The organism is Kitasatospora kazusensis (assembly GCF_039529945.1).
Taxonomy (GTDB): Bacteria; Actinomycetota; Actinomycetes; order Streptomycetales; family Streptomycetaceae; genus Kitasatospora; species Kitasatospora kazusensis.
Window position 1 is genome coordinate 12,198 of record NZ_BAAANT010000023.1, and the last position, 14,401, is coordinate 26,598.

The following is a 14,401-nucleotide window of genomic DNA, read 5'->3' on the forward strand; positions in this document are numbered from 1 at the left end:
TCAGGAGTTCTTGGGCTCGACGCGGGCGACCACGGCGTGCGGGCGGCCGGGGTGCGGCGCGGTGTACGCCGCGTACAGCGCCTCGTGGTCGCGGCCGTCGACGGTCGCGGTGGACCAGCCCTCCGTCTCGAAGCGGGCGGCGATGCCGCCGCGCCAGCCGTGCGTCGCGGAGGAGTTGTCGATGGCCACCACGTGCAGCCGGTCCAGTCCGGCGGCGCCGGCGAAGGCGACCGCCTCGTGGTTGCTGCCCTCGTCGAACTCGGCGTCGCCGATCAGCACCCAGACCGCCGGGTCGGTCAGCCCCTGGGCACGCAGCCCGAGCGCACTGCCCACCGCCAGCGGCAGGCCGTGCCCGAGCGAGCCGGAGCCGATCTCGGCGCCGGGCACGAGCAGCCGGTCCGGGTGGTGGCCGAGCGGGGAGTGGTAGGAGCCGAAGCTCGGCAGCAGGTGCGGGGAGAGGAAGCCCTTGGCCGCCAGTACGGAGTAGTAGGCCATCGGGCCGTGGCCCTTGGAGAGCAGGAAGCGGTCCCGGTCCTGGTCCCGGAGGGTCTCGGGGCTGACCCGCAGGACCCGGTCGTACAGCACCCAGAGCGCGTCGAGGGTCGAGGTGGCGGCGGCGGTGTGCTTCTCGGCGCCGGTCATCAGGGACATCAGCCGGGGCAGGTCCGCGAAGCCGGACTGCTCCGGCCGCTCGGAGTGGCCGGCCCGGCCGGGCCGGCCGGACTGCTGGGGGGTGATCGCTGCGGTGGTCATGGGAGTAGCGTGCAACTTGAAGCCGACTTCAAGTCAAGCGCTATCCTTACGGCCCGTGACACTCTCCCGGCACGACCTCCTCACCATCGGCCAGCTCGCCGAGCGCAGCGGTCTGGCGACCTCGGCGCTGCGCTACTACGAGAAGGTCGGGCTGATCCACGCGACCCGGACGGCGGGCGGGCAGCGCCGCTTCGAACGGGCCAGCCTGCGGCGGGTGGCCTTCGTCCGGGCCGCCCAGCGGGTCGGGCTCTCGCTGGACGAGGCCCGCGCCGCGCTCGACCGGCTGCCGCAGGACCGGGCGCCGAGCACCGGCGAGTGGAGCGGGGCCGCCGCCGCCTGGCAGCACCGGATCGACCAGCAGATCGAGGAACTGGAGCGCCTGAAGCGGAAGTTGACGGGCTGCATCGGCTGCGGCTGCCTCTCGATCTCCCGCTGCGCGCTCTACAACACCGATGACCGGGCGGGCATGGCGGGCCCGGGCGCGCGCTATCTGCTCACCCGTGAACCGACCACCGGTCCCGAGTCCCGTCCACCGGCCGGTTGATTGACCTATGCTGCCTGGCGAACCTGTCGAACGCTCCGGGGGGAAGACCGACATGACCAGCCGTCATACCGAACACCAGTACGTATCACTGGACTGGATGGGCGTGGGGGCCGAGGGGCAGAACCCCGCCGACCTCCACCCCGAGGTGCCGCACCCGGCCCGGATGTACGACTACTTCCTCGGCGGCAAGGACAACTTCCCCGCCGACCGCGCCGCCGCCGAGCAGGTGATGGCGATCAGCCCGATGGTCCGGATCAGCGCACTCGCCAACCGGGCCTTCCTGCAGCGCGCCGTCCGGTACCTCGCCGAGCTGGGCGTCGGGCAGTTCCTGGACATCGGCACCGGCATCCCCACCGCCGGCAACACCCACGAGGTGGCCCGTCGGGTCAACCCCGACTCCCGGGTCGCCTACCTGGACAACGACCCGATCGTGCTGGTGCACAGCCGCGCGCTGCTCGCGGGCGCCGGCCACGGCAGCGCCACCGTCGTCCAGGGCGACCTGCGCGACCCGGCCGCCATCCTGGCCGACCCGCAGATCCGCGAGGTGCTGGACCTCGGGCAGCCCGTCGCCCTGCTGCTCTTCGCCGTCCTGCACTTCATCGACGACCGCGACGACCCGTACGGGCTGGTCCGCCACCTGGTCGACGCGCTGCCCTCCGGCAGCTACCTGGCGCTCTCGCACGGCACCGCCGACTTCCTCTCCCCCGCCGACGCGGCCAAGGGCCCGGCCGTCTACCGCAGCGCCACCGCGCAGCTCACGATGCGCAGCCGCGAGCAGGTGCTGCGCTTCTTCGACGGCCTCGAACTGACCGACCCCGGCCTGGTCACCGCCCCGCTCTGGCGCCCCGACCAGCCGGCCCGGCCGACCGACGCCGAGACCGCCGTCTGGGTCGGCCTCGCCCGCAAGCCGTAGCCAGAGGCGCCGGGGCGCTCCGGCGCCTCTGCCAGGATGTCCGGTATGGCACACATCGGGCTCACCACACTCCTCGTCCGCGACTACGACGAGGCGATCGCCTTCTACGTCGGCGCCGTCGGCTTCGAGCTGCGCGAGGACTCCCCGCGCGGCGACGGCGGCCGCTGGGTGGTCGTCGCCCCGCGCGGCTCGCGGGAGACCGGGCTGCTGCTCGCCCGGCCCGGCCGGCCCGAGCAGGTGGCCAGGATCGGCGACCAGACCGGCGGCCGGGTCGGGCTGTTCCTGAACACCGAGGACTTCGCGGGCGACCACCGGCGGATGACCGAGGCCGGGGTGGTCTTCCTGGAGGAGCCCCGCCACGAGGCGTACGGCTCGGTCGCGGTCTTCACCGACCTGTACGGCAACCGGTGGGACCTGATCCAGCCGAAGGCCTGACACACCGTCGGCACGGTCGTAGAGTTCAGCCCCGGGATCCGAGGGGGGTGTGCCGTGCAACTGCCGAGTGCCAGGATCACGTTGGTGCGCGGCCGGCTGCTCGCGCTCTGTCTGCTGGTCGTCGCCCTGGGCAACCCCTGGTTCCAGCGGACGGTGCGCCCCGAGCGCGCCTCGGACCCGACCGACGCCTGGCTGCGCCAGATCCTGGCCGTCCCCGGGTGGCACCCGACGCTCGCGATGCCCCGGCCCGTCGCCCCCGTGTTCGACTGGACGGCCGACGTCGGCCTGCTCGTACTGCTGGGCTCGGTCGTCCTGCTGGTGCCGTACCTGGTACTCGGCGCCGCGCCGGGGCCGGCCCGCTGGGCCGCGGCGCTCGGCACCGGCGTGCTGGCGGGCGTCCTCTCCGACCTGGCGAGCTTGGCGGTCGTGCTCCGGTTCGGGCACCTCGGACTGTCGGCCGACTCCCTGCTCCAGCAGACGGTGTATCCGTCCGCCGCCTTCGGCGCACTGCTCGGCCTCGCCACCGGGATCGCCTTCGCCGTCCCGCCGACCGGCGCCGTCGCCCGGCCCGCGCGCCCCCGAACCCGCGAACGGAGCCCCGCCATCGCTCAGCAGCACGCCGGACCGGCCGAGCTCGGCAGCGTCCCCGGCGACGTCACCCGCTACCTCTGCGCCGCCGCCTACCTCGACCCGGCCTTCGCCGACCAGGTGGTCGAGGAGCTCCTCGCGGACGAGTTCGGCGCCGTCGCACCGTCCCCGGGCGTCGACCTGGTACCGGTCGCCCGGCACTGCCTGACCGCCCGCCTGCTCCGCCACCGGCGCGACCGCCGGCTGGCCCTGGTGCTCGGCACCCTGCTGCTCATCGCCCCGCTCTGGCTGCTGCTCTGCCGGCCGGCGCTCGCCCTGCTCGGCCGCGCGGGCCGGGACCGCTCCCGCTACCGGGCCACCCGGGGGCGCGACCACAGCGACAGCACGACGGTGTTCTGGCGGGTCGGCGCCACCGGCCTGACCCTGTTCCTGACGGCCACCCTGATCGCCGTCCTGCTCACCGCGCCCTCGCTGCCCGGCCCCGTCCGGTGGCTGACCGGCTCCTACCTGTACGGGATCCCCGCGCTGGCCGCCGTGATCGCCGGGGTCGCGTACGCCTACCTGGTCGTGCTGCGCCACGAGGCGGACACGGACGCCCGGTTGCGGTCCGGGCTGCGCCGCGCGGTCTTCTCCCCGGGCGCCGTCCCGAAACCCGCCCCCGCCGACCCCTGGATCGAAGAGCGCCTGGCGGTGATCGCCGACACCCAGCAGGGCAACGTCACGGTCTACAGCGGCTACACGCCGTTCCTCGGCTACACGAACCCGGAGTTCAGCCGGCGGCTGTCCGTCCCGCTGCTGCCACCCGTCCGGCCGCACGACCGGCGGAACCGCACCGTGCAGGAGTTCGACACCTGGCAGCTGCTGACCCGGATCCGGGAGCGGCTGACCGCCCTCGCGGCCGCACCGGACGGCCACGACGGGACCGCCCTGGCCGGCCTCCTGCTGGAGGACCGGGTGTTCGTCAACGGCGCCACCCTCAAGGGGGACGGCCGCTTCCTGAGCGGCGACCGGCTGACCCCGGCCACCCGGCTGACCGCCGACCAGGTCCGGGAGATCGCCCTGCACCCGACCGGGACCGTCCGCCACTACCTGGCCGCGCACCTGCCGCTCTGGGGCGACGACGTGGTGCCGAGCATGTTCCTGCACCTGTCGACGACCGGACGGACCCTGCACATCGACTGCACGGCCCACGGGCTCGGGCCGGTCCACCGGCGCTACCACCAGGTGGACTCGCTGCCGGCCCACAGCACCGACGAGCGCCGCCGCCGGCTCCTGCTGGCCGCCCTCCAGGAGACCGGCCGGGCCCTGTTCGGCGCACCGGCCGCGGCCGGCCGGCACCGCACCGCGGAGAAGCGCAGGTCCGAACGGCTGCTCCGGGAGCACCTCGCCTTCGAGGAGGACCCGGCCTTCGACTACGGCGCCCGGTCGAGCGTCCGGACCGCCGCGCTGAGCCCCGACTACCAGAACTACTTCCAGGTGGTGGACGCCAACCGGATCCTCTCCGCGCTCTACCGCCACATGCTGGCCGCCATCCGGGACTTCCTCGACGAACACGGCGTCGACACCGTCGACTTCCGCGCCCAGCAGCAGACGATCCTCAACAACGGCATCCTCCAGCAGGGCGGCGTCAGCCACGTCGGCAACCAGGCCGTCGGCACCGGCGCCGTCGCCACCCAGACCGCTCAGAGCTGAGGAGTGTGACCCCGTGACAGCCGAACACCCGCAGGGCTTCCCCGTGAACAACGGCGTGCAGCAGTCCGGCGGCCACAGCCAGGTCGGCAACCAGGCCGTCGGCGCCGGCGCCCGGGCCGTCGCCGGCAACGTGGGCTTCCAGACCGCGCTGCCCGCACAGCAGGCCGGCCCCGCCGAACTGATCGCCCTGATAGAGCGGTTGCTCACCGAGCACCGGGACGCGCTCCCCGACCAGTCCGGCACCCAGGTGGAACTACGCCGGCTGCGCGAGGAGTTGGACGAGGCGGAGCCGCAACCGGGCGTGCTCCGGCGGGCGTTGGAGCGCCTGACGGACTTCGTCGCGCCGGTCGCCCCCCTGGTCGTCGCCGTCGGCCAGCTGGCGCAGGCGCTGAACGGCTGACGCCAGGCCCTACCGGCGCCCCTTCAGCTGCTCCCAGACCTCGCGGACCCGGGCGTCCAGCTCCTCGGGCGTCCCGCCGTTGTCGATCACCAGGTCGGCGATCGACAGACGGTCCTCGCGGGTCGCCTGGGCGGCCATCCGCGCCTTCGCCTCGGCCTCGGCCATGCCGCGCAGCCGCACCAGCCGGTCCAGCCGGACCTCGTCCTCGGCGTCCACCACGACCACCAGGTCGTAGAGCGGGGCGAGCCCGTTCTCGGCGAGCAGCGGGACGTCGTGCACCACGAGGTCGTCCGGCCCGGCGGCGGCCTCCAGCTCGGCGGAGCGGGCCCGCACCAGCGGGTGGACGATGGCGTTCAGGGCAGCCAGCCGCTCCGGGTCCGCGAAGACCACGGCGCCCAGCGCCGGGCGGTCGAGGGTACCGTCCGCCCGCAGGACGTCCGGGCCGAACTCCGCCGCCACCGCGCGCAGGCCGTCCGTACCGGCGGCCACCACCTCACGGGCGATCAGGTCGGAGTCCACGATCACCGCGCCCAGCGCCGCCAGTCGCCCCGAGACCACGCTCTTGCCCGCGCCGATCCCGCCCGTCAGTCCGATCCTCAGCATGGCGCCAGGCTACCGGTCGCCCCCGGCCCGGCCCTCGGCCGGGCCCCGAGGACAACGCCACGCGAACATCTGGCGGCGCCCCGGCGAACAGTACCTCCGCCCACCGGTTACCGGACTCCTGACCTCCGGTAACGCCGGTTAGGGTGCCGGTCAGGCCCCCGCACCTGACCGATCGGAGCTCCCCCATGTCCAGCCGCTGGCCCGTCGGACCCCGCCGCGTCCTGGTCGTCGGTATCGACGGCGTCCGCCTCGACCTGCTGCCGGAGCTGCGCACCCCGCACCTGGACTCGTTCGCGGCCGAGGGCTTCCTCGCCCCCGTCCAGGTGGACGAGGCGACCCCGACCATGTCGGGCCCGTGCTGGGCCACCATCACCACCGGCGTCGGCGTCGCCAAGCACGGCGTGCTCGGCAACCACCTCGGCGGCAACCGGCTGGACGTCTTCCCGGACTTCACCACCCGGCTGGCCGCCGTGCACGGCCGGCGGACCTTCGCGGCCGGCGGCTGGGAGCCGCTCTTCCTGGCCCGCAGCGGCGGCCCGCTCTTCGCCGCACCCGGCCGGCTCTCGTACATCGCCCCGCTGGAGGACACGCCCGAGGCGTGGGAGGTCTGCGACGAGCGGGTGACGGCCGAGGCCGCGTACGTGCTGGGCAGCAGCGACGACGACCCGCAGGCGTCCTTCGTCTACCTCGGCGCGGTGGACGAGACCGCCCACTTCCTCGGCTGTGGCGAGGAGTACCGCCGTTCGATCGAGACCGCCGACCAGCGGCTCGGCCGCCTGCTCGCGGCCGTCCGCAGCCGGCCCGGCTACGCCGGGGAGGAGTGGACGGTCATCGTCGTCACCGACCACGGCCACCTCGACCAGGGCGGCCACGGCGGCCGCACCGACCTGGAGCGGACGGCCTGGATCGCGGCGAGCGGGCCCGGCATCACCCCGGGCGCGCCCGTCGCCCCCCTGCACCACACCGATGTCGCCGCGCACGTCTACGCGGCGCTGGAGATCGTCCCGGACCCGCACTGGACGCTCGACGGCCGCCCGTTCCGGCCGGCCGCCGAGCCCGCACGGGCCCTGGTCAGCAGTGCGGTGCCGGTGTGACGCGTGCGGTGACGGGCACCGGCTCGGGCTCCTCGGAGGCCGCGTCGTAGACCGTCACGCCCGCCTTGACGGTCTCCTCGACGGTGAGGTCCTTGATCGCCTTCGAGGGGACCAGCAGCGGGTTGTCGCTGAGGACGACCAGGTCGGCGAGCTTGCCCACCTCGATGCTGCCCTTGTCGTCCTGCTCGAAGTACTGGTGGGCGGCGTTGATCGTGAGGGACTTCAGCGCGTCCAGGGCCGACACCCGCTGGTGCCGCCCCAGCACGTGACCCGAGCGGGTGACCCGGGTGACCTGGCTGGACAGGATGGCGATCGAGTTGGGCAGCGCCACGGGGGCGTCGTGGTGCGAGGTGTAGACCAGGCCCCGGTCCAGCGCCCAGCGGGCCGGGGAGATCTCCGCCGCGCGTGCCTTGCCGAGCACGGTCTCGCGGTACCAGTCACCCCAGTAATAGGTGTGCATGGAGAAGAACGACGGGATGACGCCCAGCTCGGCGAACGCGTCGAGCTGGTCCGCGCGAGCGGTCTGGGCGTGGATCGCGACCGGCCGGCGGTCGGCGGGCCCGGGCTCGGGCTCGGCCCCGGACTCGGACTCGGCCGTGACCGTCCGTAGGGCTCCGACGAACTGGTCGATGGCCGCGTCGCCGTTGACGTGCGCGATGACCTGCCAGTCGTTCTCGAACCCGGCCCGCAGCTGGGCCAGGGCGGTTTCGTCCTCGATCGCGCGGTAGCCGCGGTAGCCCTCGTCCGTGCCGTCCGGCCGGGTCTTGTACGGCTCGGTGAGCCAGGCGGTCCGGCCCTGCGGCGAGCCGTCCAGCACCATCTTGATCCCGCCCGCCCGCAGACCCCGGACGTACTCCCGGCCGGCCCGGACCCGCTCCGGCTCCGCGACCGCCTCGCCCGCCTTCACGTAGACGACCACGTCGGCGGGGAGGCCGCCGGGGTACTCCGCGGCGGCCTCCCGCATGGCGTCCAGGACGTCCAGCGAGGCGGCGCCCTCCTGCACGGTGGTGAAGCCGAAACGCGCGGCGGCCCGCAGCCCCTTGAACAGGAACTGCCCGACGTCCGACGGGTCCATCCCGTCGATCGCCAGACCTGAGGCGGGGAGGAACGCCGACTCCTCCAGCACGCCGTCGGGCACCCCGTACGGCCGCACGAGAGCGGACTCCCGCCGGATCACGCCACCGGCCGGGTCGGGGGTGCCCGGGCCGTAGCCCAGGAGTTCGAGCCCCTTGCTGTTGACCGCCCCCAGGTGGAACGACTGGTGGATCGCCAGCACCGGCCGCTCGGTGGACACCTCGTCCAGGTCCGCGCGGGTGGGGTGCTTCCGCCCGTCCAGCATGGAGTCGTCGTACCCGAAACCGATGATCCACTCGGACCGCAGGCCGACCGGGCTGTCCGCGAACTCGCGCAGCTTCTGCCGCAGCGAGTCGAGGTCGGTGACGTCACCGTCGGGCTCGGCCAGCAGATTGGCGATCGTGGCCTGCAGGCCGGTGCCGGTCAGATGGCCGTGGGCGTCGATGAAACCGGGCAGCAGCGTACGGCCCTGGAGATCCCGCAGCACCGTCCCGTCGCCCTGCCAGTCCGCGAACGCCCGGGAACGGTCGCCGACGAAGACGATCCTGCCGTCCTTGACCGCCACCGCCTCCGGCGCGAGCTCGGACTCCTCCGCCGCCACGGTCACGATCTCACCGCCGAAGAAGATGACATCGGCGTCGCCGGACGCCGTTCCGCCTGGAGGATCCATTGCCATGACTGGCCACCTGCCTCTGTGCGTCGATCACCCAAAGTGCCGGTTCGCATACTCTCAGAAGCGGGCGGCCCCGTCCATGACGCCCCCGAAGCGGACCGGGGGCCGGCTACCCGAGGTCGAGCTGCTCACCCGGAGACGGCTGGTGGAACTGTGCCCCGGTGCCCGGTCCGCCGTCGCCGAGGAGGCGGCCGTGGACGAGTTGCCCGACGTCGCTGAGGACCGCCTCGTGGATGGCGACGGCCCGCTGCGGGGCGGCCTCGCGGACGTAGTCGATCAGCTCGGAGACCTTGGACCACGGAGCGGCGATCGGCAGCAGCAGCGTCTCGACCGGGTGCGGCGGCAGGGTCAGCGCGTCGCCGGGGTGGAACAGCTTCCCGTCCAGCAGGAAGCCGATGTTGCCGACCCGGGGGATGTCGGGGTGGATGACGGCGTGCCACTCGCCGTGCACGCTCACCCCGAGGCCGTTGATGTCGAAGGCGTCGCCCTCCCCCACCACCGTGACCCGGGCGCCGAGCCCGTCCAGCTGCCCCGCGACCGCGCTGTTGGTCCAGATCCGCAGGCCCGGGTGGGCCTCGGCGGCGGCGCGCAGCCGGTCCTCGACGAAGTGGTCCATGTGCTCGTGCGTGATCAGCACCGCGTCCGCGCCCGTGAGGGCCTCGGCGTCGGTGAACATCCCGGGGTCGATGACGACGGTGGTGCCGTCCTGCTCGATGCGGACGCAGGCGTGTCCGAACTTGGTGAGTCGCATGGGCAAAACAGTACAGCAATGCTGTATTGATTGCGGGTACGATCGTCCCATGACCGACGAACTGGACCCGCTGGAGCTGGCAGCCGAACTGCGCCTCGCCATCGGCACCCTGGTACGCCGCCTCCGGGCGGACGACGAGCTGCCGCAGAACCAGGCCGCGGTGCTCGGCCGGCTGGTCCGCGAAGGCCCCTGCACCACCAGCGAGCTGGCCGGCCTCCAGCGCGTCCGGCACCAGTCGATGGCCCGCACGGTGGCCCTGCTCACCGAAGCCGGACTGGTCGAGCAGCAACCCCACGCCACCGACGGCCGCAAACTCGTGATTACGGCCACCGACTCCGGCGTCCACGCCCTGCACGAACAGCGCGCCCGCCGCGAGGGCACCATCGCGGCGGCCATCACCGAACGCCTCACCCCGGCGGAACAACGGCAACTTCGCGACACCGTCATTCTTCTCGCCAAACTCAGCCGCTGAGACCCCGGGGCGGCAACCGTGCACTATCCAGGGGCGCGGGGAACTGCGCGAAGCGGAAGGCACCCCACCGTCACTCCCGATTCGCGCAGTTCCCCGCGCCCCTGGGGGCCCTACCCCACACGCCCCCGCGAAGGCGCCGCGCTCCGCCAAGCGGGTGACCAGCGCGTTCCTTCGCGGCCGCAGCCGCGTTGTGCAGGGCGTTCCACCCCGCCCCCGAAGGGAACCCCGTGACCACGGTCCGCAACACACTGCTCGTCGCCGCCGCCCTCTGCGGCCTGATGTTCGCCGCCGCCGGCAGCGCCTCCGCCTGCAGCGCCCTGGACGGCATCGCCGGGCTCGCCCCCGGATTCGGGAACTCCTGCGTCAGTCGCTGACGGCCACCAGCGGCCGGTCCCGCTCGGCGCGCTGCGCCGGAACGGTGGCGGTGGCAGCCGCGATCGGCGGCAGCGCCACGTGCTCGGTCAGGCCGATCCTTCGGTGCAGCCGCCGCAGCGGGGCCGGCGCCCACCAGTTGAACTCGCCGAACAGCGTCATCGCCGCCGGGACGAGCAGGCACCGCACCAGCGTGGCGTCCACCGCGACGGCGACCGCCAGGGCGATCCCCATCTGTTTGACCATCAGCATGTCCCCGGCGGCGAACCCGGCGAAGACGATCACCATCAGCAGCGCCGCCGAGGTGATGATCCGGCCGCTGCGCTGGAGCCCCAGCTCCACCGAGCGGGTACAGCTGTACCCCTGGTCCCGGAGTTCCTTGATCCGGGACAACAGGAAGACCTCGTAGTCCATCGACAGCCCGAACGCGAAGGCGAACACCAGCACCGGGATGAAGGTCTCCAGCCCGCCGGTCGGGCTGAACCCGAGCAGTCCGCTGAACCAGCCGTCCTGGAAGACCAGGGTGAGCGCACCGAGCGAGGCGCCGAGCGAGAGCAGGTTCATCAGCAGGGCCTTGACCGGCATCACCACCGAGCCGGTCATCAGGAACAGCAGGATCAGCGTCCCGGCCGCAACCAGGCCGAGCGCCCACGGACCCCGGTTCATCAGTTCGTGCTGGAAGTCGACCACGGACGCGGCGCCGCCGGTCACGTAGGTCCGCAGCCCGCCCCGGTCGGCCCGCAGCTCGTTCACCACGGACTTGGCCGCGCCGCCCTGCGGGTCGCCCTTGACCAGCACGTCGACGGTGCTCACCCGGTCACTGACCGGGGACACCGCCCGTACCCCGCTGACGCCCGGCAGCTTCGCCACCACGGTGTCCGCGTACGACTGCGCCGCCGCCTGCCCGGCCTGCACCACCACGGTGACGGGCGCGGGCGCGGCCTGCGGGAAGCGGTGGTCGATCGTCTCGGCGACCTGCCGGCCGGCCGAGGAGGCGGGCAGCACCGAGGCGCCGGAGTTGCGCATCTGGGCACTCGCGAACGGCGCGCCGGCCGCCACCAGCAGCGCCGTGCAGACTAGTGCCACCGGCACCGCGCGCTTGCGGACCCGCCGCACGGTACGGGCGAAGAAGCCCTCGTCCGGCACCGGCGCGGTCGGCGCCTTGATCCGGTGCCCGGCGAAACCGAGCAGCGCGGGGATCAGCGTCAGCGCGGCGGCGACGGCGATCACCACCACGCTCACCCCGGCCGCCGCGACGGCGCCGAGCACGGGGTTGGTGAAGACGAACAGGCCGCTCAGCGCGACCGCGACGGTCAGCCCCGAGAAGGCGACCGTCCGCCCGGCGGTCGCGGCGGTGCGTTCGACCGCCGCCGCGATGTCCGCGCCGTGGCCGCGCTCCTCGCGGAACCGGTTGACCATCAGCAGCGCGTAGTCGATCGAGAGCCCGAGACCCAGCACGGTCGCGATCGGCAGCACGCTGGTGTCGATCGACATGATCTGGCTGAACCCGAACATCGCCAGCAGCGCCCCGCCGACCGAGGCCACCGCCCCGATCACCGGCAGGCTCGCCGCGGCCAGCCCGCCGAACACCAGCACCATCACGACCAGGGTGAGCGGCAGGGTGACGATCTCGCCGAACTTGGTATCGCTCTGGGTCTGGTCCTTGACCTCCTGCTGGAGCACCAGGTCGCCGCCGACGGTGACGTGCGCGCCGTCCGCCTTGATCGAGTCCAGCCGGTCGGTGACGGCGGTCAGCTGCGCGTTCGTACTGTCGACGGCCATCCGGACGTCGACCAGGCTGGCCCGGCCGTCGGCGGCGGTCAGCGAGGGTCCGGCGCCGTAGGTGTCGGTGACGGCGGAGACGCCCGGGAGCTTCGCGATGTCGGCGGTGGCCTGGGTGACGGCCGCCCGGACGGCCTGGCCGTCCACCGGCGCGCCGTCCACGACGGCCGTGACACTGCCCAGGACCGGGTCGGCGGCCGCGACGACGGCGGATCCCCGGTCCGCCTCGGCGGAGGCGGAGGGCGCGCCGGCCACCGTGCCCTCGAAGACCCGCCCGCCGATCAGGACACCGAGCGCGAGCACCAGCACCCAGAACCCGACCACCCACCGCCGCCTGCGATGGCAGAACCGGCCGAGAGCGGCGAGACGCCCGGCGACCTGGGGAGCGGCGGCGGAGGCGGGTGCTACTGCGAGGGTATTGCGCATATGTGCGTAAGCCTTTCGGGCAGTTCCCTCCAAAGCTAGGCGTAAACGGACCAATCCCCTAGAGCCGTGCAGTGCGGCTCATATCACACGCAACCCGGGCACCATGACGCGGGCTTGTGCCTCAGGGGCGCGGGGAACTGCGCGAAACCGGAAGGCACAGACCGCTGCCTACCGCTTCGCGCAGTCTCCCGCGCCCCCAAGAAACCCCGGCGGAGCCGGAAACGCACGAAACCCCCCACCCGGAGACCCGGGTGGGGGGTTTCGTTCAGCCACTAACCCTCAGCGAGGGAGAGATCAGCTCTGGCCGCCGGCCAGCTTCTCGCGCAGAGCGGCGAGCGCCTCGTCCGAAGCGAGAGCGCCGGAGCCCTCGTCGCTGCTGGAGGAGTACGAGCCACCGGCGGCGGCGGCAACAGCGTCGCCACCCTCGGCAGCGGCCTCGGCGTCGGCCTCACGGCTCTTGATGACCTGGGCCTGGTGCGACTCGAAGCGCGACTGCGCCTCGGCGTACTGGGCCTCCCACGCCTCGCGCTGCTTCTCGAAGCCCTCGAGCCAGTCGTTGGCCTCGGGGTCGAAGCCCTCGGGGTAGATGTAGTTGCCCGCGTCGTCGTACGAGGCAGCCATGCCGTAGAGGGTCGGGTCGAACTCGGCCGTGGCCGCGTCCGCGCCCAGCGCCTCGTTGGCCTGCTTCAGCGACAGGCTGATGCGGCGACGCTCCAGGTCGATGTCGATGACCTTGACGAAGATCTCGTCGCCGACCTGGACGACCTGCTCCGGGATCTCCACGTGGCGCTCGGCCAGCTCGGAGATGTGGACCAGGCCCTCGATGCCCTCGTCGACGCGCACGAACGCACCGAACGGAACGAGCTTGGTGACCTTACCCGGGACGACCTGACCGATCTGGTGCGTCCGGGCGAACTGCTGCCACGGGTCCTCCTGGGTCGCCTTCAGCGACAGGGAGACGCGCTCGCGGTCCATGTCAACGTCGAGAACCTCGACGGTGACCTCCTGGCCGACCTCGACAACCTCGGACGGGTGGTCGATGTGCTTCCAGGACAGCTCGGAGACGTGGACGAGACCGTCGACGCCACCCAGGTCCACGAAGGCACCGAAGTTGACGATCGAGGAGACGACGCCGGAGCGCACCTGACCCTTCTGGAGGGTGGTGAGGAAGGTCTGGCGGACCTCGCTCTGGGTCTGCTCCAGCCAGGCACGGCGGGACAGGACCACGTTGTTGCGGTTCTTGTCCAGCTCGATGATCTTGGCCTCGAGCTCCTTGCCCACGTAGGGCTGGAGGTCGCGGACGCGGCGCATCTCGACCAGCGAGGCCGGGAGGAAGCCACGGAGGCCGATGTCGAGGATGAGACCACCCTTGACGACCTCGATGACGGTACCGGTGACGATCCCGTCCTCTTCCTTGATCTTCTCGATCGTGCCCCAGGCGCGCTCGTACTGCGCACGCTTCTTGGACAGGATCAGGCGACCCTCCTTGTCCTCCTTCTGGAGAACCAGGGCCTCGATGTTGTCACCAACCTTGACAACCTCGTGGGGATCAACGTCGTGCTTGATCGAGAGCTCGCGGGACGGGATAACGCCCTCGGTCTTGTAACCGATGTCGAGGAGAACCTCGTCACGGTCGACCTTCACGATGACGCCCTCAACGATGTCGCCATCGTTGAAGTACTTGATCGTCTCATCGATCGCCGCGAGGAAAGCCTCGGCGTCGCCGATGTCGTTGATCGCAACCTGCGGGGTGGTGCTGACAGAGGTGTCGGTCGTCATTAGGAAAAGGGCTCCGGTACGGACATGAAGTCGTAGGTAATGCCACGCGG

14 protein-coding genes are annotated in these 14,401 nt (G+C 72.5%); 8 read left to right on the forward strand and 6 right to left on the reverse strand.

Features of this window, described 5'->3' with window-relative positions; genetic code table 11:
* Nucleotides 1-753, reverse strand: coding sequence for a transketolase (locus tag ABD330_RS19585; protein WP_425555587.1), 753 nt, complete (start codon nt 751-753; stop codon nt 1-3).
* Nucleotides 754-808: 55 nt separating this feature from the next.
* Between ABD330_RS19585 and soxR the strand changes: the two genes are divergently transcribed.
* Genes soxR through ABD330_RS19610 form a run of 5 tightly spaced genes read left to right on the forward strand, consistent with a single transcriptional unit; the run spans nt 809 to nt 5,325 of the window.
* Complete coding sequence (gene soxR / locus ABD330_RS19590) at nt 809-1,297, forward strand: redox-sensitive transcriptional activator SoxR (protein ID WP_344466822.1); 489 nt, start codon at nt 809-811, stop codon at nt 1,295-1,297.
* Between the two features lie 52 nt (nt 1,298-1,349).
* Complete coding sequence (locus ABD330_RS19595; protein ID WP_344466825.1) at nt 1,350-2,210, forward strand: SAM-dependent methyltransferase; 861 nt, start codon at nt 1,350-1,352, stop codon at nt 2,208-2,210.
* 45 nt (nt 2,211-2,255) lie between these two features.
* Nucleotides 2,256-2,645 carry a VOC family protein gene (locus tag ABD330_RS19600; RefSeq protein ID WP_344466827.1) on the forward strand — a complete coding sequence of 130 codons (390 nt, stop codon included), beginning with the start codon at nt 2,256-2,258 and terminating at the stop codon, nt 2,643-2,645.
* A gap of 54 nt (nt 2,646-2,699) precedes the next feature.
* Nucleotides 2,700-4,925 (forward strand): hypothetical protein, encoded by a 2,226-nt coding sequence (locus ABD330_RS19605; protein WP_344466829.1) that lies wholly within the window; start codon nt 2,700-2,702, stop codon nt 4,923-4,925.
* 13 nt (nt 4,926-4,938) lie between these two features.
* On the forward strand, nt 4,939-5,325 hold the full coding sequence (locus ABD330_RS19610) for a DUF5955 family protein (protein WP_344466831.1): 387 nt from the start codon (nt 4,939-4,941) through the stop codon (nt 5,323-5,325).
* Between the two features lie 9 nt (nt 5,326-5,334).
* On the opposite strand, the gene coaE is transcribed toward ABD330_RS19610, so the two are convergent.
* Nucleotides 5,335-5,928, reverse strand: coding sequence for a dephospho-CoA kinase (gene coaE / locus ABD330_RS19615; protein ID WP_344466833.1), 594 nt, complete (start codon nt 5,926-5,928; stop codon nt 5,335-5,337).
* 185 nt (nt 5,929-6,113) lie between these two features.
* On the opposite strand from coaE, the gene ABD330_RS19620 reads away from it, so the two are divergent.
* The gene (locus tag ABD330_RS19620) at nt 6,114-7,022 is read left to right on the forward strand and encodes an alkaline phosphatase family protein (RefSeq protein WP_344466835.1); all 909 of its coding nucleotides are present in this window, start codon (nt 6,114-6,116) and stop codon (nt 7,020-7,022) included.
* On the opposite strand, the gene ABD330_RS19625 is transcribed toward ABD330_RS19620, so the two are convergent.
* Both ABD330_RS19625 and ABD330_RS19630 read right to left on the reverse strand, forming a co-directional pair.
* Complete coding sequence (locus ABD330_RS19625; RefSeq protein WP_344466837.1) at nt 7,000-8,772, reverse strand: amidohydrolase; 1,773 nt, start codon at nt 8,770-8,772, stop codon at nt 7,000-7,002. The two genes, ABD330_RS19620 and ABD330_RS19625, sit on opposite strands and share 23 nt — an antisense overlap.
* A gap of 106 nt (nt 8,773-8,878) precedes the next feature.
* Complete coding sequence (locus ABD330_RS19630) at nt 8,879-9,520, reverse strand: MBL fold metallo-hydrolase (RefSeq protein ID WP_344466839.1); 642 nt, start codon at nt 9,518-9,520, stop codon at nt 8,879-8,881.
* Between the two features lie 49 nt (nt 9,521-9,569).
* On the opposite strand from ABD330_RS19630, the gene ABD330_RS19635 reads away from it, so the two are divergent.
* Both ABD330_RS19635 and ABD330_RS19640 read left to right on the forward strand, forming a co-directional pair.
* The gene (locus ABD330_RS19635) at nt 9,570-9,992 is read left to right on the forward strand and encodes a MarR family winged helix-turn-helix transcriptional regulator (RefSeq protein ID WP_344466841.1); all 423 of its coding nucleotides are present in this window, start codon (nt 9,570-9,572) and stop codon (nt 9,990-9,992) included.
* A 227-nt stretch (nt 9,993-10,219) separates the two neighbouring features.
* Nucleotides 10,220-10,366: a hypothetical protein gene (locus tag ABD330_RS19640; protein WP_344466843.1), complete on the forward strand. Its 147-nt coding sequence runs from the start codon at nt 10,220-10,222 to the stop codon at nt 10,364-10,366.
* On the opposite strand, the gene ABD330_RS19645 is transcribed toward ABD330_RS19640, so the two are convergent.
* Together ABD330_RS19645 and rpsA are read right to left on the reverse strand one after the other, a co-directional pair.
* Nucleotides 10,356-12,572, reverse strand: coding sequence for an MMPL family transporter (locus tag ABD330_RS19645; protein ID WP_344466845.1), 2,217 nt, complete (start codon nt 12,570-12,572; stop codon nt 10,356-10,358). The two genes, ABD330_RS19640 and ABD330_RS19645, sit on opposite strands and share 11 nt — an antisense overlap.
* 294 nt (nt 12,573-12,866) lie before the next feature.
* The gene (gene rpsA / locus ABD330_RS19650) at nt 12,867-14,351 is read right to left on the reverse strand and encodes a 30S ribosomal protein S1 (RefSeq protein WP_344466847.1); all 1,485 of its coding nucleotides are present in this window, start codon (nt 14,349-14,351) and stop codon (nt 12,867-12,869) included.
* Nucleotides 14,352-14,401: the final 50 nt, after the last annotated feature.

What these genes read in the sequence shown, in the direction of transcription:
- ABD330_RS19585 (WP_425555587.1), bottom strand. Translation starts at nt 753, where the DNA reads ATGACCACCGCAGCGATCACCCCCCAGCAGTCCGGCCGGCCCGGCCGG.
- ABD330_RS19595 (WP_344466825.1), top strand. Translation starts at nt 1,350, where the DNA reads ATGACCAGCCGTCATACCGAACACCAGTACGTATCACTGGACTGGATG.
- ABD330_RS19600 (WP_344466827.1), top strand. Translation starts at nt 2,256, where the DNA reads ATGGCACACATCGGGCTCACCACACTCCTCGTCCGCGACTACGACGAG.
- coaE (WP_344466833.1), bottom strand. Translation starts at nt 5,928, where the DNA reads ATGCTGAGGATCGGACTGACGGGCGGGATCGGCGCGGGCAAGAGCGTG.
- ABD330_RS19620 (WP_344466835.1), top strand. Translation starts at nt 6,114, where the DNA reads ATGTCCAGCCGCTGGCCCGTCGGACCCCGCCGCGTCCTGGTCGTCGGT.
- ABD330_RS19625 (WP_344466837.1), bottom strand. Translation starts at nt 8,772, where the DNA reads ATGGCAATGGATCCTCCAGGCGGAACGGCGTCCGGCGACGCCGATGTC.
- ABD330_RS19630 (WP_344466839.1), bottom strand. Translation starts at nt 9,520, where the DNA reads ATGCGACTCACCAAGTTCGGACACGCCTGCGTCCGCATCGAGCAGGAC.
- ABD330_RS19635 (WP_344466841.1), top strand. Translation starts at nt 9,570, where the DNA reads ATGACCGACGAACTGGACCCGCTGGAGCTGGCAGCCGAACTGCGCCTC.
- ABD330_RS19645 (WP_344466845.1), bottom strand. Translation starts at nt 12,572, where the DNA reads ATGCGCAATACCCTCGCAGTAGCACCCGCCTCCGCCGCCGCTCCCCAG.
- rpsA (WP_344466847.1), bottom strand. Translation starts at nt 14,351, where the DNA reads ATGACGACCGACACCTCTGTCAGCACCACCCCGCAGGTTGCGATCAAC.